This is a genomic window from Aeribacillus composti, assembly GCF_007827555.1.
In the GTDB taxonomy this organism is placed as follows: Bacteria; Bacillota; Bacilli; order Bacillales; family Aeribacillaceae; genus Aeribacillus; species Aeribacillus composti.
Genome location: NZ_VISS01000023.1, coordinates 38,779 through 61,284, shown reverse-complemented (window position 1 = coordinate 61,284; position 22,506 = coordinate 38,779). Strand labels below are relative to the sequence as shown.

Annotated in this window: 17 protein-coding genes; 5 read left to right on the top strand and 12 right to left on the bottom strand. The window is 38.7% G+C overall.

The genetic code is table 11. From position 1 onward, the window contains the following. The first annotated feature begins 26 nt into the window (after positions 1 to 26). A complete protein-coding gene (locus tag FB379_RS12580) occupies positions 27 to 1,298 on the top strand; it encodes an MFS transporter (protein ID WP_066247980.1) in 1,272 nt (423 codons plus the stop codon). A gap of 484 nt (positions 1,299 to 1,782) precedes the next feature. On the opposite strand, the gene FB379_RS12575 is transcribed toward FB379_RS12580, so the two are convergent. Next, the gene (locus FB379_RS12575) at positions 1,783 to 2,097 is read right to left on the bottom strand and encodes an ArsR/SmtB family transcription factor (protein WP_063389325.1); all 315 of its coding nucleotides are present in this window, start codon (positions 2,095 to 2,097) and stop codon (positions 1,783 to 1,785) included. Positions 2,098 to 2,237: 140 nt separating this feature from the next. Between FB379_RS12575 and FB379_RS12570 the strand changes: the two genes are divergently transcribed. Continuing rightward, positions 2,238 to 2,714, top strand: a complete 477-nt coding sequence (locus tag FB379_RS12570; protein WP_063389326.1) for a YkyB family protein — start codon at positions 2,238 to 2,240, stop codon at positions 2,712 to 2,714. 14 nt (positions 2,715 to 2,728) lie between these two features. On the opposite strand, the gene FB379_RS12565 is transcribed toward FB379_RS12570, so the two are convergent. Then, on the bottom strand, positions 2,729 to 3,670 hold the full coding sequence (locus FB379_RS12565) for a chemotaxis protein (RefSeq protein ID WP_063389327.1): 942 nt from the start codon (positions 3,668 to 3,670) through the stop codon (positions 2,729 to 2,731). A gap of 342 nt (positions 3,671 to 4,012) precedes the next feature. Between FB379_RS12565 and FB379_RS12560 the strand changes: the two genes are divergently transcribed. Beyond that, positions 4,013 to 4,384, top strand: a complete 372-nt coding sequence (locus tag FB379_RS12560; RefSeq protein WP_063389454.1) for a hypothetical protein — start codon at positions 4,013 to 4,015, stop codon at positions 4,382 to 4,384. 114 nt (positions 4,385 to 4,498) lie between these two features. Here the strand turns inward: FB379_RS12560 and FB379_RS12555 are convergent, their stop codons facing one another. Beyond that, positions 4,499 to 5,053 carry a TIGR00725 family protein gene (locus tag FB379_RS12555; protein WP_144598128.1) on the bottom strand — a complete coding sequence of 185 codons (555 nt, stop codon included), beginning with the start codon at positions 5,051 to 5,053 and terminating at the stop codon, positions 4,499 to 4,501. A gap of 351 nt (positions 5,054 to 5,404) precedes the next feature. Beyond that, complete coding sequence (gene corA, locus FB379_RS12550) at positions 5,405 to 6,373, bottom strand: magnesium/cobalt transporter CorA (RefSeq protein ID WP_198318521.1); 969 nt, start codon at positions 6,371 to 6,373, stop codon at positions 5,405 to 5,407. A gap of 109 nt (positions 6,374 to 6,482) precedes the next feature. Between corA and FB379_RS12545 the strand changes: the two genes are divergently transcribed. After that, complete coding sequence (locus tag FB379_RS12545; protein ID WP_144598127.1) at positions 6,483 to 7,637, top strand: aminotransferase A; 1,155 nt, start codon at positions 6,483 to 6,485, stop codon at positions 7,635 to 7,637. Positions 7,638 to 7,652: 15 nt separating this feature from the next. Here the strand turns inward: FB379_RS12545 and FB379_RS12540 are convergent, their stop codons facing one another. Both FB379_RS12540 and FB379_RS12535 read right to left on the bottom strand, forming a co-directional pair. Further along, the gene (locus FB379_RS12540) at positions 7,653 to 9,446 is read right to left on the bottom strand and encodes a PAS domain S-box protein (protein WP_144598126.1); all 1,794 of its coding nucleotides are present in this window, start codon (positions 9,444 to 9,446) and stop codon (positions 7,653 to 7,655) included. Positions 9,447 to 10,013: 567 nt separating this feature from the next. After that, positions 10,014 to 12,089 (bottom strand): peptidoglycan D,D-transpeptidase FtsI family protein, encoded by a 2,076-nt coding sequence (locus tag FB379_RS12535; RefSeq protein WP_422386931.1) that lies wholly within the window; start codon positions 12,087 to 12,089, stop codon positions 10,014 to 10,016. A gap of 345 nt (positions 12,090 to 12,434) precedes the next feature. Between FB379_RS12535 and FB379_RS12530 the strand changes: the two genes are divergently transcribed. Beyond that, entirely contained in the window at positions 12,435 to 13,220 is a 786-nt protein-coding gene (locus FB379_RS12530; protein WP_144598125.1) for a CAP domain-containing protein, read from the top strand. 136 nt (positions 13,221 to 13,356) lie between these two features. Here the strand turns inward: FB379_RS12530 and FB379_RS12525 are convergent, their stop codons facing one another. The 6 genes from FB379_RS12525 to ptsG all read right to left on the bottom strand — a co-directional run bounded on the left by FB379_RS12525 (position 13,357) and on the right by ptsG (position 22,335). Further along, positions 13,357 to 14,226 (bottom strand): NAD(P)-dependent oxidoreductase, encoded by an 870-nt coding sequence (locus FB379_RS12525; protein ID WP_130158862.1) that lies wholly within the window; start codon positions 14,224 to 14,226, stop codon positions 13,357 to 13,359. Between the two features lie 95 nt (positions 14,227 to 14,321). Next, positions 14,322 to 15,107 (bottom strand): SDR family oxidoreductase, encoded by a 786-nt coding sequence (locus tag FB379_RS12520; RefSeq protein WP_130158864.1) that lies wholly within the window; start codon positions 15,105 to 15,107, stop codon positions 14,322 to 14,324. Between the two features lie 433 nt (positions 15,108 to 15,540). Beyond that, positions 15,541 to 17,523 (bottom strand): methyl-accepting chemotaxis protein, encoded by a 1,983-nt coding sequence (locus FB379_RS12515; protein ID WP_158640197.1) that lies wholly within the window; start codon positions 17,521 to 17,523, stop codon positions 15,541 to 15,543. A 633-nt stretch (positions 17,524 to 18,156) separates the two neighbouring features. Further along, positions 18,157 to 19,872: a phosphoenolpyruvate--protein phosphotransferase gene (ptsP, locus tag FB379_RS12510; protein ID WP_144598123.1), complete on the bottom strand. Its 1,716-nt coding sequence runs from the start codon at positions 19,870 to 19,872 to the stop codon at positions 18,157 to 18,159. Then, positions 19,872 to 20,138 (bottom strand): phosphocarrier protein HPr, encoded by a 267-nt coding sequence (locus tag FB379_RS12505; RefSeq protein WP_063389338.1) that lies wholly within the window; start codon positions 20,136 to 20,138, stop codon positions 19,872 to 19,874. The genes ptsP and FB379_RS12505 overlap by 1 nt, the downstream gene beginning before the upstream one ends. Before the next feature lie 127 nt (positions 20,139 to 20,265). Beyond that, positions 20,266 to 22,335, bottom strand: coding sequence for a glucose-specific PTS transporter subunit IIBC (gene ptsG, locus FB379_RS12500; protein ID WP_144598122.1), 2,070 nt, complete (start codon positions 22,333 to 22,335; stop codon positions 20,266 to 20,268). Between the last annotated feature and the right edge of the window lie 171 nt (positions 22,336 to 22,506).

Below are 22,506 nucleotides of genomic sequence, written 5' to 3'. Positions count from 1 at the left end.
GTAAGTGTCAGTTAAGGGGAGTCGCAATGGATATTTTTAAAAACCGCAATTTTGTCAAATTGTTTTTTGCAGCGCTTGCTTCACAAATGGGTTCAACAGTTGGCAATATGGCGTTTGCTTTTTATTTGTTGGAGCATTTTAGCAGCAAACCTTATTACGCAACTATTGCTGAGCTGATGTATTCTTTGCCGACTGTATTTGTTTTTGTCATTGTCGGTGTAGTAGCAGACCGCTTCGATCGAAAAAAGGTGGCAGAGAACTGCGACTGGATTCGTGCAATTATGACTGCATGTTTGTTTTTCGCCTTATTTACAAATTCGATTCCGCTCATTTTTTTCATCTTGTTTTTGCGGAGTGCTGTCACGAAATTTTTTTATCCAGCCGAATCTAGTTTAGTACAAGCTATTTTGCGAAAAGATCAATATGCGCAAGCTTCAGGTTTGAATCAAATACTTTTCAGCATTTTTTTAGTGTTTGGTGTCGGATTAGGGGCATTGGCTTATCGAACAGTTGGAATTCATGGGGCCGTATTGGTTGATTTAATAAGCTTCGTTCTTTCCGCCTTGCTCATTCGCTCGTGTAAAATCCCTAAATCAGCAAGGCTACCAAACGGTCGAGTGTCATGGAAAGGTTTACATATATCATCCGCTGTTTCCGACTTTTTGGAAGGTATTCGGTACATTTTACATAATCGGCTTTTATCGCTCATTATTTTTGGTTTTTTCATTTTCGGCTTTGTTCAAGGAAGTTTTGCCGTTCTTCCGTTATTTACAATGAAATATGAGCTGGCACCGAATTCTTATGAAATGTATTCATCCTTATTTGCCATTTTTCTCGGTGCGGGTCTTTTAGTCGGCAGTACAGTTTCAACATTTTTTGCTAAAAAAATAAAACCGTTTCCAATGTTTGTTACACCGATATTTTTGACAAGCATTTTTGTTTTTCTCCTTGGTTTTGTAGATGAAGTAGAATTTTACTTGTCGATTATTTTTTTGATCGGCATGTGCATCGGTCCTGTGAACGTAGCAATTGGCGGTTGGATTCCGAATATCGTTCATCCAAAGCTAATGGGACGTGTCAGCGGATGGATCGACCCGTTAATGATGTTTGCGCAGTCTGCTACGCTTTTATGTATTGCACTATTGTTTCCAAACATCATTCGAAACATCGATTTACTTTATTACGGTATGGCTCTTATCATTCTTTTCGTCTTTTTCTTTTATATGATCTTGATGCCGAAATATTTAAACGAAAAACAGCATCGGCTAGGTAAAAACACAATCAAATCGGTTTTATAACAAAAATGTGTTTGACAGTCAGACTTATACTCCCAATCATGTGGATCATAGTGGATGAGAATTCACCCTACAACCGCATTGATTGGGAGTTTTTTTGTGATAATTCGTTTGAAGGAAAGTGATAATAATAAACTCTACTGAAAAAATTCATCATTAGTTTTGCTTCTACCCTCAAGAAAACTTCTACTAAACGTATAACAAGCAAAAAAGGGGGTTCTAATAAGTCGTTTTTACGGCTTATTGACGCCCCATTAATGTTTTACGGTGTTTATGATTTTTTGTTTTCAATGGCGATTTGACTTTCTGGACACCCCCTCCCTATCATGCTCCGAAAGAAATTCGAATCTTTTACAGAATGTGAAATAAATAAATGAATGAAATCAGCCCCGCTGCCAATAAATTATAAAAGATGACCCCGGCTCCATACCGAGATCATCTCTTAACCGTTTAGTCCCCTGATCAAACTGCCCACTCGACGCCCATTTTAATTATGCCGAGCATGGTCAATGGTTTGCTCTAATATTTTTTTTACATGCTCATCATCATGTGAATAGTAAACGGTCGTTCCTTCCCTTCTAAATTTGACTAAACGCAAATTTTTGAGAAACCTCAATTGATGGGACACGGTTGATTGCAAAAGCTCAAGCTCGGCAGCTATTTCATTCACAGAACATTCTTGTTTTTCCGCAAGTAAATGTAAAATCCGAATTCTAGTCGGATCCGATAACGCTTTAAACGTTTGCGACACGATAAAAAGCGTTTCTTCGTCTATATCTAGAAATTCCTCTTTTCCGCTCATGACCCACCCTGCTTTCTAAAATATTTCATAATAACTATTATAGGCATAATTAATAGACTGTAAAAACTGGTTGCATTTTCTATTCATGAAAGTATAATGTAAATAAAGATTACGGAAAATAATGAAAAAGGAGAGACATCATGGACGATATCAGTCATTATAAGCTACGGGATGAGACGCCGGAAAATATAGCACGAGCCATCTATGTTGTCAATCGGCATGCAAAAACAGCGCCAAATCCTAAATATTTATATTATTTAAAAAAGAAGGCGCTGCAAAAACTGATCGCTGAAGGAAAAGCAACAAAGAAAGGACTGCATTATTCAAAAAATCCAAAATTAAGCAAACAGCAGTCAGATGTTCTGGTGTTGGCAGGAAATTATTATTTTCATATGCCTCCTACAAAAGAAGACTTCCAAAACCTTCCTCACTTAGGTTCCTTAAATAATTCATACCGAAACCCGAAAACAAATCTATCATTGTCAAAGGCAAAAAATTTATTGGAGTATTATATCGGTATGGATAAAGCGAATCGACCGCTTTCTTCTCCCAAACGGTTCCATCGTCATACATATCAAAAACCGGTGTTTAAACGATTAGGCGAACGGTATGATTGAGTAAAAAGAGAGGCTTATTCAGCCTCGTCTTTTAATTCATCATCTTCTTCATTTTTAAATAACAATTCATCGATTTGCTCAATTAAGTGATGGACCTCAGGTTTGCTAATTTGGGCATTTGCACCTACCTGTTGTCCTTTATGTTTTAAATCATTCGTAATCAATGAGGAAAAAATCACAACCGGAATATGATCCAGCTCTGGATTTTCCTTAATTCGCTTCGTCAAATGCAATCCGTCAAGCTGCGGCATTTCGATGTCCGTAATGACTAAATCAACACGCTCCTTAACCGGTTCGCCTTCATTTACAATATTCTCTAAATAGTCCAGTGCATCCTTGCCGTTTTCAAAAAACTCAATCTGTTGAAATCCCGCCTCCGTCAATGTGTCGTTCAACAATCTGCGCAACAGCGGAGAATCCTCGGCAACGACAATTTTTTTATCAGATCTGTCCCTCTTTTCCAGTTTTTTCGCTTTTTCCTGCTGGATTCCGGACTCAGGATTAATTTCAACAACGATTTTTTCAAAATCAAGCATTAAAATCATTTCGTCTCCCATTTTAACAACGCCGGTAATTTGAGTTTCCAATCCTTGATACATTTCAGAAGGCTTTTCAATTTGCGACCAAGACACACGATGAATTTGGGTTACTTGATGGACGCGAAACACAACTTTTTGTTGGTTAAATTCCGTTACTATCAGCTTATCTTTTTCGCTGGGCTCGCAATTCGGATCGCCGATCGCCTTCGGTACGTTAACTACCGGGAGCACTTCTCCTCTTAATTCAATAATTCCTTCAACGTATGGATGGACGTGAGGCACGCTCGTTACAGGAAGAGGCTGAATGATTTCTTTTACTTTCATCACATTTATACCGAATTTATTCGAGCCGACGAGAAACTCTACAAATTCCAACTCGTTCGTACCGCTTTCAAGCAAAATTCCCTTTTCGTTCATATCTTTCTTCCTTCCGTCTAATATTTGCGAACGTTTCTTCTTCACTTTTTTATATCGGTTTTATTCTTTGTTCATTTAATACTTCTTTCGCTACAAATCGATGGGAAGTAAGTCTGAACAGCGTTACTCATAAAAACGTAAATGATACATTTTATTTCGACAAAGACGACTTGATTTCCTTTTTTTATAAAAAACTTTTATGTAGGTCAAACACCTTAAAAGTGAAGTTGCATATGTTATGGTGAACAACTGAAAAGTGAAAGGAGCATGAACGTGTATCCATTCTATCGACAAATCCTCCCGGGAGTTCAACAGCCAGAATTTTTTCCGGGCTTTCCAGGGATGGGTGGAGGATTTCCTTCGTTTCCTCCTACGGGGACTGGTCCCGGTTTCCCTCCATTCGGCCCTCCTGGAATCGGCGGAAGTCCGAGTGACGGTTTTGGACAGCAGCAAGGACCGCCTTCAGGACCGCCTCCAAGTTTTATTCCTCAAGAATCACCCGGAGTCGGAACATTTGCAGTTGATCCCGGAGGCATTAGAAGATGTTTACATCGTTTTACATTTATCCGATTAACAAACGGCAGAAGCTTCTGGTATTTCCCTGTGTTTGTAGGACAAAGGTCCATTGCCGGGTGGCGCTGGAGACCTCGCCAAAATCGATGGGAATATTTCGGCATTGATTTAAACAGAATCTCTTCCTTCTCATGTTTTTAAGATGACACTCGGGGCAGTCTAATAAGTCGTTTTTGGCTTATGGACGCCCCTTTACTATTTTAGAAACGTTGATATATTGTTTTCAACCGATTGGACTTTTTAAACATCCGCATGCTAGTCACCTATTAAACCGGTATTTTTATCGGGATCAACAGGGTTGTAAATGGATTGAAAAGCAAGATCTACAGCTGATTTAGCCGTTTTAGCGAACTGAATTTCGACTGTTCTCCGCTCATCTAAATAACAGCCTTCAAAGGCGATTTGCTTCACGGTGTTCGACCATCCTCCTGAATTTTCAACGATGATGACACGTTTTTTGTTCATATATGCGGCAGACAATTCTCCAAGCGTTCCATTTCCTCCTCCAATCATAATGATGGCATCTGCGGAATGAACAAGCAAAACGCTTCTGTAATCAAAACCTAATCCAGTATTAATCGGAATATCAATAAATTCGTTTGCTGCCAGTTTGTCGTCTCCAGCCAAAATACCTACGACAAGGCCGTTTGCTTGTTTGGCCCCTCGTGAAACTGCCTCCATCACTCCGCTTCCGCCGCCTGTCAAAAGAACAGCTCCTCTTTTAGCAATTTCTGAACCGATTTCTTCAGCCAGGAGGCGGACATGTTCCGGAATCAAGCCGGATTGACCAATTACTGCAATTCTCTCCATCATAAGCCTCCATTTCAAATTTTTTGCTGTTTTATATTATAGAACGAAGCTTGTGAACAGCTTGTATTGCTGTCACTGTTTAGCCTTTTATAAAAAGAGTTCCTTTTGATTGTTTACCTTACAAAAGAATTTGAGGGGGCGCATACTGAATTTTTTCTTACTCTCGCCTTTGTTTTCCTTTTTAGCTTCTATGTATGCTTGTCAAGTCTTTCAAAGACGCTTTATCGATAAATTGAAAGAGCAATTTTCCGCCTTTCATTGTTAAATTTTGCGCTCTTCAAGTTTCTTTTTTATAATGTGCAAAAACTTACCCATCCTATTTTTTACGAAGCAGGCCGCATTTTTTGCCCGCTACAATTTTGGACCTTTATGAAACCGGAACCAACCCATTTTATAAAAAATATAAAGCATTCCTGTTCCGATGAGAGCCATGACTCCTAATACAATATAATAGCCATACTTCATTTTCAGCTCGGGCATATATTCAAAATTCATTCCATAAATTCCTGCGATAAACGTAAGAGGCATAAAAATAGACGAAATAACCGTCAATGTCATCATAATCGTATTCATCCGGTTTGAGTTGTAAGATAAATAGCTGTCCCTTATATCAGCCGCAAGCTCCCGATTTGCCTCCGTCATCTCGACAAGCTTGAGTAAATGGTCATAAACATCATAAAAATACAAATCTTCCTCCTTCATTTCGTTCAGCCTGTTGGACGAGATGATCCGGTACATCAAATCCCGCATCGGAATGATTGTTCTTCTTATTTTTGATAATTGAGACCTGATGGAAAAAAGCTCTTTCATTAACTCATTGATCGATTTGTTTTTATTGTTTTCCTCAATTTGATTTAATAAATCTTCCAAATGGTACACGGGCGGAAAAAAATCATCAACGAGCTTATCAGTCAATTGATGCATGATTTTCATAGGCCCTTTTTTTAAAGAATCGTCTTTTTTGATTCTCAGCCAAATGTTGTTTAGATCTCGAATGGCATTTTTGTGAAATGTGACGATTCCTTTTTCGTTTACAAATAAGTCAAGCTCTTCCGGTTCCAGCGTCTGTTGATGAATTCCGTGCAACACAACAAACATATAAGAGTCATAAAAATCTATTTTCGGCCGTTCAACATTTTCGACACAATCCTCAATGGACAAAGGATGAAAATGAAAAAATTTCCCTAGCAATCTAATTTCATCTTCCGTCGCCTTGTAAAAATCGACCCAGTACCAAAGAACTTCCTTTTTTCGAATCTCTTTTAATGCCACATCATATTTAGCTTCCAAATCAGTTGTAATGACTAATGTTCGTATCATAGACATCACACTTTCTAAATTTTTTTGGACATAAATTTAGTTTACCAATAAAAGCTTGGGACAAACATGATAAAATATAAGACGACACTTATTAAAGCAGGTGATTTGTATGGAACATTTGATTAACCAAAATGTAAAAAACATTGCGATTTCCGGCATTCGAGCTTTTTTTAACATCGTTTCCAACTATGACGATGTCGTTTCGCTAACGATTGGCCAGCCTGACTTCCCAACGCCTTCACATATAAAAGAAGCGGCAAAACAGGCAATTGATGACAACTATACAACGTATACGCATAATGCAGGATTGATCGATGTAAGAGAAGCAGCATGCCAATTTGTACATAAAAAATATCATCTCTCCTATGATCCTGGTTCGGAAGTGATTGTTACAATCGGGGCCAGCCAGGCGATTGATATAGCGCTTCGAACGATTTTGGAGCCCGGAACGGAGGTAATGCTGCCAGGTCCTGTTTATCCGGGGTATGAGCCAATTATTCAATTGTGCGGAGCAATACCCGTTTATGTTGATACGACAAAAAACAAATTTAAATTAACTGCGGATTTGATTAAACAAAATATAACAGAAAAAACCCGATGCATAATTTTGCCTTACCCGTCCAATCCGACAGGCGTTACATTCACTGCAGAGGAGCTGATAGAGATTGCCGATGCCGTTCGCGGGAAGGATATTTTTATTTTAGCGGATGAAATTTACAGTGAATTAACGTATGACGCACCTCATACCTCGATCGCTTCTTTTTTGCGGGAGCAGACGATCGTCGTCAATGGACTGTCCAAATCGCATAGCATGACTGGATGGCGGATCGGATTTCTTTTTGCGCCGAAAGATATCACAAAACATATGTTAAAAGTGCATCAATATAATGTTTCATGCGCTTCGTCGATCTCTCAAAAAGCTGCTTACAACGCTTTAACGGAAGGGTTTCATGATGGTCAAATAATGAAAAAAGAATATGAAAAACGATTGGAGTACGTATACGGTCGTCTCGTTGAAATGGGATTTGAGGTTGTTAAACCAAGCGGAGCCTTTTATTTATTTCCTTCGATTCAATCATTTGGACAAAGCTCTTTTGATTTTGCTTTGGAGCTGGTTGAGAAGGCTGGTGTTGCGGTCGTCCCGGGGAGCGCTTTTTCCAAATTTGGAGAAGGGTTTATCCGCATCTCTTACGCTTACTCGACAAAAGAGCTGGAAAAAGCTTTGGACAGGCTTGAGCATTTTGTGCAACTGAAAAGAAAATAGAAAAACAGTGCGCTTTTAAAGCACTGTTTTTTGTTTTGGCAACTTAATTGTGAAAACGGTGCCTTTTTCGCTGCTCGACACATCGATCGTGCCTTTATGATTTTCAACAATTTTATATGTGATCATTAATCCTAGACCTGTTCCTTTTTCTTTTGTCGTTAAAAAAGGCTCCCCTAATCTTTCTAGCAGCTCTTTCGGTATCCCCTCTCCTTCATCTTTTATTTCAATCACAATGGAAAAATTTTCAGATTTAGTAGAAATTGTCACTGTTCCTCCATTTGGCATTGCTTCAATTGCATTCTTAATGAGATTGATAAAAACTTGCTTCAATTGGTTTTTATCGCAAACAACTTCTTGAATCTCATCAGAAAATTTTTTCTCAATCACAATATTTCTTAATATTGCTTCCGTTTCCAGCAGTGTAACAACTTCGCGTAAAATCGTTTTGACATTTGCTTTTTCAAAAACCGTTTCTTGCGGTTTCGCAAGCATCAGCAATTCACTCAAAATCATTTCAATTCGATTCAGCTCTGAAAAAATGATTTCAAAATATTGATTATCTTTTTCGATTTCACCATGCATCAGCTGTAAAAAACCTTTTATTGCTGTTAACGGATTGCGTATTTCGTGGGCGATACCTGCTGCCAGCTGCCCTGCAACAGAAAGCTTTTCAGAGCGAATCATCAATTCTTCCGCATGTTTATGTTCAGACAAATCTCGTAAAATTATTTGAACCGCCGGTTCGCCAAAATATGTTGTCGGAATGCAAACCATTTCGGTATGGACAATTTTTTTCGAATATGTATACCAGCTTTGCTTGGTCACGATTGTTTCCGTTCTTCCGTTCGTTATGTCATCTAATTGATCTTTGACATGCTGATGATATTCCGGGTGTAAAAAATGATAGATGCTTTTGCCCAATACGTCCGGATAATCTTGCGCACCGAAAAGCTTGATCCCCGACTCATTCATAAAAACCCATTTATCATTATGAATCACTGCAATTGTATCGATGGAATTTTGAATCAGCCTTTGATACTTTTCACTGCTTTGCTGCAAAATGCTTTGGTATATTTTTTTGGATGAAATATCGGTAATGACAAGCAGTTCTGCTTGTTCGCCTTTATATGATATAAGCACGCTCTTCAACTCAACATAGATCTTGTTCCCGTCCAAAGATGTCCAAATTTGTTCTAAAATTCCGCTATCAATTCCTTTGTGAAGATTTTCAATCGTTTCATGGACAGATTCGTGAAACATTTTGTCAATAAATTGGAAAACCATTTTTCCAACAATATCTTCACTGCTAGTCGCCACAAGCAGCTTAACAGCAGCCGTATTAGCATATTGAACTTTCCCTTTTTTTGAAATTATGAGCGGGCACGGAAGCTCGTGCACAAAATCAAGAGCACCGTCAGCACGTATCGGATTTACTTCTTTGGGAACTTCATCTATCTTGTCATCCGCCGAAGTGACAGCAAACTTTAAGACAAATTCTCTTTGATCCTTGTTCAAATGATTGTATATAACATCAACTGACGTTTTCATCCAAATATAGGATCCATTTTTCTGCAAAAAACGGAAGGAACAAGGAAAGATATCATCTCCATGATATAAAAAGCTTTCAAATATATTTATATCTTCTACATGCAAGTATTCTGAAAGATTGGAACCGATTAGTTCTTTTTGTTTATATCCGAGCACTTTCAAACAATTTGAGGAGATATACTCAAAATAGCCTTCATTAGAAATAATCGAATAAATGATTTCTGTTTGATTGTGCACACCCTTTTGTATTTGTTGACTCATCCCTGGCCCCCCTATTACTACCCTTTCCAGAAAGAAAAAGTCTATCTTGCTCATTGACCTGCTACTTTTTGTCCACCTAAAATTTTAATATAGTTTTACAAAATAAACATCTAAAAATGTGTCAATCTTACTATTTAAAATGTTTTTTCGACTTTTTCCACTGCATTTCCTTCCCTATAAAAAATATGTATGTATCAACATTTTAAAAAATACTGGCCAAAAAAGGGCTAGTTTTTTTTGTCTTATGCGGATTTTTCGGTTATTTTGCGGAACTTTGCGCTTTCTTTGGATTTAACAACGCACCGGAGGTATGCAAGAGGTGGTATGAGCTTTACCGATTTTGCGGCCATGTGCGGTTTTTGCGCTTTCTTCGGGTTTCACACCATTCGGAGATATGCAGATAGGACAAAAGTTTGCGGTTTTTGCGGCATGTGCGAATTTCGAACCGTTTATCGAAAAATCTTTATGCGAATGCGGCATCGTTCAATTTATATGAATGGTTTTCGATAACTAATAGAAAAGCCATCGCTCGTTAAAAAGCGACGGCCCTTCTATATAATTTATTTTTTATTGCTCGTCATCATTTGATTTTGCATTGGAATTTCCGGCGTATTCTTTCTGTAAATCGATGTATGCTTTTACAATATCTCTCGCTATACGTTTATTCACATCTTCGCTTCCGGTTCTTTTTGTCCAAGGGACGACAACACTGAAAGCAACCTGCGGATCTTTGGCAGGATAATAGCCGATAAATGTTAAATTATAAACGTCTGTCCCCCAGTATTGGCGCTTCGTACCATAATAAGTCGTTTCCGCTGTTCCGGTTTTGCCCGCAACATTTAATCCATGTAACTGAGCGTAAGCTGTTCCGCGTCGAGTATTCGTCACTAGATAAAAGCCTTGTTGGACGCGTTGAATATCCTCTTCCGTATTGTTTATTCGGTTTAACACTTTTACCGGCATTTCTTGAGCAATCGGTCCGAGCCCATCGTCAGTCGGTTCAAGAATTTCTGTTACAAGCCGCGGCTTGACACGGTATCCGCCATTTGCAATCGTTGAAACATATTGGGCCATTTGCAGCGGTGTGTACGTATCAAACTGACCAATGGCAAGGTCAAGCAATTTCCCTCTGTCAGTTCCAGGATCAGATTGCTGCCCTGCGGACTCCTGCGGGAGATCAATCCCTGTCGGAACCCCTAAACCAAATTGGGCATAGTAATTCCGCATCTTTTGAAAATCTTCGTCTTTAGCTGGAAAACTTCTTCCCGGATAATATTGTATACCAGCAATTTTCATAGCGATATGGAACATATAAACGTTTGAACTTCTTTGCAACGCTGTTAGGTCAGATACAGCCCCCATATTTTGATAAGAAGATTTTTCCGGAGTCCCTTTTAAACGAATTGGTGCGTCATAAAAGACGGTTCCGTGTCTCAGACCAAATTGATATCCTGCTAAAACTGTCGCACCTTTAACGGTAGAACCCATTTCATATTGCGTCCCAAATGCACCGTAATCAAAGTTCAACATCTCTCCGGAATCGTACATTCGTCCGACCATCGCCAAAACGTCTCCTTTATACGGATCCATCATGACAACGAAAGCACGGTCAACTAAATAATTTCCACGTCCTCTTGCTGCTTTGATATGCTGATCAACAATTTTTTCAATTCTTTTTTGCAGTTCGATATCGATGGAAAGTTTTAAATCGAATCCTCTTCTGCCGTCATCAATTTCCTTTTGTGAAATCGTATTTCCATCTTTATCAGATATATATTGAACTTTTGCTTTTCTTGGGTTTAGATAATCCTCATATTGCTGCTCCAAATAGCTTTTTCCAACTCGTTCATTTCGGGCATAGCCTCGAGCTACAAAAAATGATTTATTGTCTTCTGGTATCCCTTCTTTTGGAGATGAGATTTTCCCTAAAATCGTTTTAAATACGTCATCATAAGGGTACACCCTTTCCCAATCTGTGATGACATCGACACCCGGAAGATTTTCCAGCTGTTCCGCAACCTTTGAAACTTCTTCTTGGCTTAAGTTCGTTGCGACAATCTGCGGCTCATACGCATATCCGGATGAAAATTTCGTATATAGAGCGGCAAGCTCCAATTCTTTTGGATCCTTCTCGATTTTTTTAATTTCTTCTTCCGGAACCCGTTCAACCTGAAGTGGATATGTTTCCTTAGGTTCTAATTTTTTCTCTTTTTCCGTCAATAAGTTTTCTGCCTTTTTTGGATTTTTGGCTATCCAATAATCCCGCAAATCTCTTTCTCTTAGAAAAGATGTGTCGAGATCAATCAGCTGTGCTAATTTTTTTGCTGTTTCCAGCTTGTCTTTCGTTTTGGTCGTCTTCTCCACCGTATAGGTCACAGCAGGAACATTTTTGTTGTCTACAACGATTCTCCCGTTTCGGTCAAACATTTTTCCTCTTGGTGCAGGATATTGCGCAACATTCACTTCTGTCCGGCTGACTTCTTTCGCATATTCTTCACCCTGAACAATTTGAACGATGCCAAGGCGGACGACAAGTGCGGCAAATAAAAGAAAAACGATAAAAAAGAAAAAATTGATGCGAAAAATTCTCGCTTTCCTTTGCCGTTTTGTCTCAGAAGGAGTTGTTTCCGCTTCTTTTTTCACGAAGGAATCTTCCTTTCTTTTCTAATATAAATCATGTTTCAGTCGACTCATGAACTTGTAAATATATTGTAACATACATTACAAAGTTTCGTTTTCTATACAGATTGTCAACCCCTAATTCTTATCAATTTATAGACATTTTGCTTAATTTTGTCACTTCTTGAAGGAAGTATATCATATATTCCCTTGGTTGGAACCCTATAATTTCAACAATTACATGATAATGTTTATAAACTTAAAATCTATTATTTGTCAATGGAAGGAATAGACAAAAATATGACAAAAAACGCATGTTATGATAGTTTCGTAAATTACATGAACAAATTTCAAGGAGGTAGAAAACGCATGAAGAAATCTATTATTGCTTCTATTGCAGCAGCTGCCGCCATTTTCACTGCAGGCGCCGGCACAAATGCCAATGCAGCTGAAATTCAAAACCAACCAGTTCAAATCAAAAGCTACGTACAAACTTTCGGACCTTATCATATAAACGAAGATCAATTGAAACAGCTCATTCAATCAGCTGATTCAAAAGAATTGCAAAATCTATTAAACAACTGTTTACAAAATCCAAGCATAGAAGCAAATAATGCTATAAAAGAAGCAATTAAAAGAAACACAAACCAGCCTGCGAACAAGCAAGCTGTGAAAAAAACAGCCCAAACTACTCAAAAAACAACTCAGCCAGCACCATCTGCCAATGACAAAGCAACCAACAACCAAACACCAAAACAATCACAAACCGCTTCATCCGTAAATGCATTTGAGAAAAAAGTAGTTGAACTAACAAATGCTGAGCGGCAAAAACAAGGTTTAAAGCCTCTTGTTTTAGATGAAGCTTTAAGCAAGGTAGCTCGTGAAAAATCTTTAGATATGCAAAGAAACAAATATTTTTCCCACACAAGCCCGACTTACGGATCTCCGTTTGACATGATGAAAAAGTTCGGCATTTCCTTCAGAACAGCAGGGGAAAATATTGCAATGGGGCAGCGTACTCCTGAAGAAGTTGTTAATGCTTGGATGAACAGCTCTGGCCACAGACAAAACATTTTAAATCCTAACTTTACTCATATCGGCGTTGGTTACGTAGAAAATGGAAATTACTGGACACAAATGTTTATTGGAAAATAATAGATCGGATAGTTCACTCATTTCAACTGTTCAAAAGGTGTGGGGGACATGCCCCCACATTTTTTTTGAAAATTAATTGCTGAGAAAAAGAAGAAGCTGACTAAAATTGTGTGACTTGAAAGAATGATGTGCGTTTTTATTTTTTCCACAGCTTATATAATGCATGTATTCCGCTATTTTCTTCTCCCATTTCAGCCAGTTTTTCATACAAGCTTCTCGCAAGCTCAAGCCCTGGTACGTCTAATTCCATTCTTCTTGCTTCCTCTAAAGCAATGTCCATATCTTTTATAAAGTGCTTGACATAAAATCCAGGCTCAAATTGATTCGAAAGCATTCTCGGCGCATAGTTCGACAAAGACCAGCTTCCAGCAGCTCCGGAGGAAATGCTTTTCAACACCTTATCTGGATCCAGCCCCGCCCGAACAGCGTAGGCAAGCGATTCACAAACACTAATGATGCCGGCAGCAATCGCAATTTGGTTGCACATTTTTGTATGCTGCCCCGCACCGGCTTTTCCTTGATAAACAATATTTTTTCCCATTTTCTCAAAAATTTCAAAACATTCATCGAACGTCTCTTGATCTCCTCCGACCATAATCGATAGCGTTCCATTTTTTGCGCCGACATCTCCTCCTGAAACAGGTGCATCTAAAAAGGAAATGCCTTTTTCCTTTGATTTTTCGTATATTTTTTCGGCAAGCGATGGTTTTGTCGTTGTCATGTCAATACATATAGCTCCTGGATAGGCATTGGCTAAAATTCCATGTTCACTAAAATAAACTTCTTCAACATCTTTCGGGAAACCAACCATCGTGATAATAATATTCGCATCTTTTGCGAGATCTTTGATCGATTCTTTCCAAACAGCACCTTGATTGATCAAATCTTCGGCCTTTTCTTTCGTCCGGGTATAAACCGTAAGCGGATAACCCGCTTCAAGCAAATGACGTGCCATGCTTTTTCCCATTACTCCAAGCCCAATAAAACCGATTGTTTTTTTTGACATATTGTTCACCCTTTCCCCATTTCAGTGTATACGGCTTAGTAATGAAACTGTTCTGCTATGAAACGCTTGCATTTCAGCTTTCAGTGCACACCCGATTAAATGGACTTTACTAAACCGCCGTCAATCAAAAAGGTTTGTCCAGTCATATATGTATTCAAGTCAGACAGAAGAAACAGCACATAGTTCGCAAATTCATTCGGTTCTCCGTAGCGATTGAGAGGAATCGCTTCCAAATATTTGTTCTTGATCTCTTCTTTCGGAATACCGAGTTTCGCTGCATTCCATTCTTCCAATTGATCAATCCGTTCTGTTGCAATTCTGCCGGGTGATGCCGTGTTAATTAAAATATTGTACTTTGCAAATTCTGTTGCTAACGTTTTCGTCAGCCCCACAATTCCTAAGCGAAACGTGTTGGATAAAATTAAACCCGGGATCGGCTCCTTCACGGAAGAAGAAGCAATATTTACGATTTTCCCTCCTCTTTGTTTCATATGCGGAAGAACCTCGCGAATGGTACGGATATAGCTGAGCAAGTTTAATTCAAAAGCATTTTGCCAATCTTCATCAGTCATTTGCTCAAATCCTCCTGCAGGGGGACCGCCAGCGTTGTTAACGAGTAAATCAATTTTGCCAAACTCTTTTATTGTCTGATTAATTAGCCTGCTAATTTCCTCTTTTGAAGTAATGTCTGTTTTAATAAAGGCTGCTTTTCCTTTTCCAAGCGCATTTAATTGATTTGCCACGTCTATTAGCTTTTCTTCATTTCGGCTTGTGATCATCACGTCGGCTCCTTCTTCCACAAGCCTTGTTGCAATCGCTTTACCTAATCCTTGACTTGATGCCAAAACAAGTGCTGTTTTACCTTTGAAACCGAAATCCATTGACATTCCATCCTTTCACCTTTTCTTTCATCTTATCATGATCTTATCAAAATGTGGGAACTTTCGTTTTACTCCCATTCTGAATTTTTAAACGGCATAGAGCTTCTTTTGTTTGCTCAACACTGTCAAAGGCGGCTTGCGAAGGTGCGTTTAAGCTTGTCTTCTTTCACGCAGTAGTATGTCCAAAATTCAAATCTCAAAGGGAGCTTTAAACCCATGCTTTTTCTTGACATCAACTGTTATGATTTTCTTATCTGCCTGCTCATCTAGGTGAATTGCATTCAAATCAAAAATGAAGAAGGAGCTGTCCAGAAAGTCAAATCCCTATTGAAAACAAAAAATCATAAACACCGATATATCAACGTTTCTAAAACATTAATGGGGGCGTCAATAAGCCGTAAAAACGACTTATTAGACACCCCCTGCATATTTTTTATAACTTAAAGCGTTCTACTAAGCCTTTTAAGCGGTTGCTTTCTTCGCTTAACGATTCCGCTTTTTCCGCAACCATTGAGAATGCTTTGACTTGCTCGTTCGTTGTTGCACTGACTTCTTCCGCAGAGGCAGCTAGCTGCTGGGTTACTGCAGAAATATTTTCAATCGATTCGACGACTGTTTCTTTTTGCTCATTCATCCGATCGATCGCATTTAATGTTGATTTAATGGCATTAAGCAAATCTTCCATTTTAATTGCAATTTCATGAAACGCATTGCCTGTCACTTGAACAGCTTTGTTTTGTTCTTCATGAATTTTCTTCGAACGACTCATTGCATCGTAGGCATTTTTCGTTTCAATTTGGATTCCTTCAATCATATTTTTAATGTTTTCTGTCGCTTTTGCCGATTGTTCAGCAAGGTTTCTTACTTCCTCAGCGACAACTGCAAATCCTTTACCTGATTCACCTGCTCTTGCTGCTTCAATACTTGCATTTAAAGCGAGCAAGTTCGTCTGATCTGAAATTTTGGAAATGGTCGACACGATATCAGAAATTTTTTCAACTCGATCTACAAGATTTTGTAGTACGGATTGGACCATCTCAGATTCTTTGTCAGCCTCATTTGATTTTATTTGAAGCTCATTTAGCTTTTCTAAACCATTATAGCTGGCATTTTGTGATTCGTAAGATAAATTTTCGACATTTTTTACATCATTGTTTACTTGTTGAATACAATCTTCTAATTGTTTGATTTGTCCGTTTATAATTTCCGTACTGTTTGCCTGCTCACCTGAGCCTTTTGCAATTTCCTCAATTGCAACGGAAATTTCCTCACTTGACGCAGTAGCTTCTTCCGAAACCACGTTTAATGTTTGAGCAGATTGCTGCAGCTTCTTCACGGATCCGTCCAGATCGAGGAGAATTTGTCGGATGTTATCGGTCATCTTCGTAAAGCTATTAGCCAATTTCCCGATTTCATCTTTATTTTTCACTGTTAATGTTCCGGATAAATCCCCTTCAGCCATTTTGTCGGCGTTTTTAGCCAAAAGCAAAATCGGCTTTGAAATGCTTCTCGAAACAAAACTAGTGATGAAAAATGCCACAATCAATGCAGCAATAATAATGGAAACGTTAATGCTCCGGATTGTGCGGGCTGTTTGCTCCAGATTTGCATCCGAATAGACTACACCGATTTTCCAATTTAGTTCCGTGATCGTTTCAAAAATAATGGTTGAATCTTTTCCATTTTCTTTTATAGAAGCTATACCACGTTTTTGGTTTTTAATCGCTGCCATAAGACCGTTGTTTTTATATAAATTTTTTCCGGTCATTTTCGGATGAGCGATGGCAACTCCATTTCTATCAAGCAGGAATGTATACCCTCCAAAGCCAGCTTCCACTTGCTTAACAAATTCATTAAACGTTGTTAAATTAATATCAATTCCAATAACGCCAAGCAACACCCCATCCTTTGTAATGGCCTTTGAGGCGGTAACAACATATTCTCCTTTTTCCCCATCACGATAAGGCTCTGACCACGAAACAAAGTTTGGACTTGTTACAGCGCTTTTATACCAAGGTCGTGAATTGATTATCAAATCTTCCTTTAAGTTTAACTCAGGTTCTGCAGCAACAAGAGTCTTAGTGTTGGCTACATAGACAGACCGGACCAATTGATTAGCGCTTAAAAATGATTGAAACGTTTCCTTTACGGACTGTAAAGATTGATCGTCATTTTTTTCAAGCAGCTGTGCGATTTCCGGTTCATTGCTGAAAAGCAGCAAAATTCTTTCATATTCCTGCATCTGTAAAAGCAGGTTCTTTTTCGCTTGCTTAACAATCGATTGCCCCGTATGAAACGCATCTGATTTAATGTTCTTTTGAACAAAATAATCAGACGTGAAAAAAACAACCAAAAGTGAAAAAATTAACAATATGGTGATGAGCGCTGTCAATTTCCACTGAAGCTTTTTAAACATTTGTTCCATCTCCTACATAAATCTTTATTTAATAAAAATAATTAAGAAAACTTATACGTTTTCTAATGTATATATCGGCAATCTGATTTATCTTTTTACAAAATGAAACTAATTATCTTTTTCATATTTCCAATTGGCTTTGTTTTTGGGAGCGATCTTGCATAAAAAAAGCATAGGCTGCATGTGTTTCTTCTAAAAAAAGATACAGCCGTAGCGGTGCCGGCTGTGAAAAAGAAAAAAAGTTTTAGCAAATTGGAGGAAAGTAACAAGAAGAGATTCGGATATCGAGGGCTTCAAATTTTTGCATTTGCAAACTTTCCTAATTTATATCGTGATACCCCGTCGTTTTAGTTGCTCAAACTACAAAAAGCTTTTTATGAACTGCAGCTGCTGTGTTTTGCTTTCTATCGTTTGCATCAAATTAGCTATACGCTCGCTGCAAATCATTTTTATATTTTGATGGACTTTATCGGGATAATAAAGCGGATGTAAAATCAAAAAATGCTGATGCTCTGCGTTTTTCATATTCCATTTTACTTAGAGCCGAAATTCTTTTATATTCACCTTCCGTAAATAAATCGGCTCATCAAAAAAAGGAGCCGATTCAGATGAAACTGATCGGCTCCGTACCTTTTATATTTGGAACGTTTTTTTAACAAAAGAAACGACTTCTTCCGTTGTTTGCATAGAAAGAACTTTTTCTTTAAAGCTTTCTGCTTCCTGTTTTGAAAGCTTTTTAATTTGTGAACGCGCAGGTAAAATAGATGTTGCGCTCATGGAAAATTCATCTAATCCAAGTCCAAGCAGAAGCGGTATAGCAATCGGGTCTCCTGCCATTTCTCCGCACATTCCAACCCATTTTCCTTCTTTATGAGCTGCATCGATCACAATGGAAATTAATCGGAGGATGGCCGGATTATACGGTTGATACAAATATGAAACCCGTTCATTCATCCGGTCTGCTGCCATTGTATATTGAATTAAATCATTTGTTCCAATGCTGAAGAAATCAACCACTTTGGCAAATTGATCCGCCATAACAGCAGTTGATGGAATTTCAACCATTATTCCAACTTCGATATCATCAGCTACTTCAATACCTGCTTGAACAAGTTTTTCTTTTTCTTCGAGCAGAATAGCTTTCGCTTGATGGAATTCATCGATTGTCGCAATCATTGGAAACATGATTTTTAAGTTTCCATATTTGCTTGCGCGAAGCAGCGCTTTAAGCTGTGTCCGAAAAATATCTTGCTTTTCTAAACAAAGGCGGATGGCGCGGAATCCAAGAAAAGGATTCAGCTCCTTTGGAAGATTCAAGTAAGGAAGCTCTTTGTCCCCGCCGATATCCAATGTACGGACAACAACAGGTTTTCCTTCCATTCTCTCAAGAACTGTTTTATATGCTTCAAATTGTTCTTCTTCTGTAGGCATTTGGTCTCGTCCCATGTATAAAAATTCCGTACGGTAGAGACCTATTCCTTCACCGCCGTTGTCAAGAACACCTTGTACGTCATTAGGCGTGCCAATATTAGCGGCAAGCTCGACACGATGTCCATCCTTCGACAACGTCGGCTCGTCTTTTAATTTAGCCCATTCCGCTTTTTGCTCTTCATATTTTTCTCTTTTCTTTTCATATTCGGCAATACAATCTTCACTTGGATTTATGATTACTTGTCCTTCAATCCCATCAACAATGACTAAAGCACCGCTTTCAATTTTGGCGGTAGCTTCCTTTGTTCCGACAACAGCAGGGATTTCCATAGAACGAGCCATGATCGCAGAATGGGATGTTCTTCCTCCAATATCAGTTGTAAATGCTTTAACAAAATTTTTGTTTAATTGCGCAGTATCAGAGGGTGTTAAATCTTCTGCAACAATAATGACTTCTTCATTAATTAAACTTGGATTTGGGATTTGAACGCCTAATAAATGGGCTATAACCCTTTTCGTGACATCCCGAATATCCGCTGCTCGCTCGCGCATATACTCATTTTCCATCGCTTCGAACATCGCAATAAATTGATCAGCTGTTTCCCTCATTGCAAATTCAGCGTTTACAGCTTCGTTTTCGATTTTCTCTTTGACTGGATTTAACAGCTCAGGATCGTTCAAAACGAGCAAATGCGCTTCAAAAATCGCTGCTTTATCCGCACCAAGCCTTTCTTCTGTGCTGTTTTTAATTACCTCGAGCTCTGCTTTGGCGCTTTCGACAGATTGTTCAAAACGCTCAATTTCTGCTCGAATATTTTGTATTTCTTTTTTTGATACGGTTAAATCCGGCTCTTCTAGACGGTATGCCTTCGCAATAGCGATACCGTTTGATGCTGCAATCCCAGATAGCTGTATCATTATTCGCCTAACCCTTCTTTTTTGATTGTCTCTTCAATCGCTTGAAGTGCATCATTTTCATCAGCACCTGATGCTGTAACTTTAATGGTTGCTCCTTTTGGAATACCTAATGACATAACTCCCATAATAGATTTTAAGTTTACTGTTTTTCCATTGTATTCCAAATTAATGTCGGCTTCAAATTTGCTTGCCGTTTGCACTAATATAGTCGCAGGTCTTGCGTGAATTCCTGTGTCAGCGGTAATGTTGAATGTTTTTTCAGCCATTTGCATCAAATCCTTTCTGCTATTTTCTTTAAAAATTTTATCAGTGCATGTCGAGTTGTGCAAGCTGATAATCAATTATTTGTGAAACCAGCCTTGTCCGATTTAAACAAGGCCGGTTTACTAACTGCTACCGAATGGCAATAATGTTTTCTTCGCCCTTGTTTACTTTGCCTACTTTTTTCAATTCAATTGCTTCACCTTCTTTTAAATTAGTGAAGACAATCGGCGTCATAATAGAAGGAGAATGATTTTTAACATATTCAAGATCCACTTCAAGAAGTTTGTCACCCAATTTTACAGTATCGCCTTCTGAAACGAAAATGTCAAATCCTTTTCCTTTCAATTTTACTGTATCAATACCAAAATGGATCAATATTTCATGGCCAGAATCAGACTGCAAGCTAATAGCATGTTTCGTTGGAAATACATTTAACACTTTACCGTTAACAGGAGAGACGACGATACCTTCTTCAGGTACAATAGCAATCCCATCTCCCATCATTTTTCCAGAGAATACTTGATCCGGTACTTCTGTAATCGGATGAAGAGTACCTGTCATAGGCGATGAAAATGTTAAGCTTTCGCTTTGTAATTCTTCCGGCATAACATTTTCCACTTGTTCTTTAACTTCCTGCTCTGGAGAATGAACTTTTTCTGCTCTTGGAGTTCTTCCATTCATGATGTCTTGTATTTGAGTTTTTAAATTGTCCGATTTAGGGCCAAAAATTGCCTGGATGTTGTTGCCCACTTCTAAAACACCTGAAGCGCCGAGCTTTTTCAAGCGTTCTTTATCAACTTTCTTTTGATCATGAACAGATACGCGCAGCCTTGTGATACATGCATCAAGGTGCTGAATATTTTCATTTCCGCCAAGCGCCTCTAAAATGTTATATGGAAGATCTCCGGCTTTTTCGCTCTCCTGCTCATCATCAGACGTTTCAACACTTGCATCTTCCCGTCCAGGAGTTTTCAGGTTGAATTTTCGGATGGCAAATCGGAAACCGAAATAGTAAATGACCGCAAATACAAGCCCAACTGGGATAACGAGCCACCAAGCTGTTCGATTCGGAAGGACGCCAAATAATATAAAGTCGATCACTCCGCCTGAAAAAGTCATTCCAATTTTAACATGTAAAATATGCATGACCATAAAGGATAGTCCTGCAAATATCGCATGAATCGCAAACAAAAGCGGTGCTACAAACAAAAAGCTGAATTCAATCGGTTCTGTAATTCCTGTTAAAAACGATGTTAACGCGGCAGAACCCATAATCCCTGCGACCACTTTTTTATTCTCGGGTTTGGCTTCGTGATAAATAGCGAGTGCTGCGGCAGGGAGACCGAACATCATAAACGGAAATTTACCTGTCATAAACGTTCCAGCTGTCAATTCCACACCGTCCTTGATTTGGGCAAAGAAAATGGCCTGATCGCCGCGAACAACGTGCCCTGCTTCGTTTACATAAGAACCAAATTCATACCAAAAAGGAGCATAGAAAATATGATGTAATCCAAACGGAATCAATGAACGTTCAATCACACCGAAAATAAAAGCGGCGAGCGTTTTGTTCGTCTCAAGTATTCCTTGAGAAAACTGGTTTAATGCCCCTTGGATCGGCGGCCAAATAAAGTACATCGCAATCCCTAATAGAACAGCGGACGCAGCTGTCACAATTGGAACAAACCGCTTTCCGGCAAAAAATCCTAAATATTGCGGAAGCTCAATTTTATAATATTTGTTGTACATATAAGCAGCTATGATACCTACTATGATCCCGCCAAACACACCTGTTTGCAAAGTCTCAATTCCGAGAACGTTTGCAAATGCTGGATCAGAACTAATATCTTTAGGCATTTGACCCAAACCTGTTAAAATACCGTTCATTGTAACATTCATAATTAAGTAGCCGATGACTGCTGCAATCCCTGCAACTCCATCGCCGTTTGCAAGACCGATCGCAACGCCGACTGCAAATAACAACGGCAGGTTGGAGAATACTATTTGCCCAGCTTGCTCCATGACGCTTGCGATAAGCACGATCCAGTCGTTCGTTAAAGCAGGAATTCTATCTGTTAAATCCGGATTTTGCATAGCATTACCAAATGCAAGCAAAATACCTGCTGCAGGAAGAAGCGCTACCGGCAGCATAAGCGCGCGTCCTATTTTTTGTAAAACACCGAAAATTGATTTAAACATAACATGACCTCCTTATAATTATCATTTGACAAATGCAGCAAGAATAATCGATGTATTAGAAAAAACAAAAAAGGCATGGTGAAACAAGGCGTCAACTGTACGAAAACAAATCCCTATACAGTACACCTTGCTCACTCATGCCTGATCGAATCAGTAACACGTGCGCAAAAT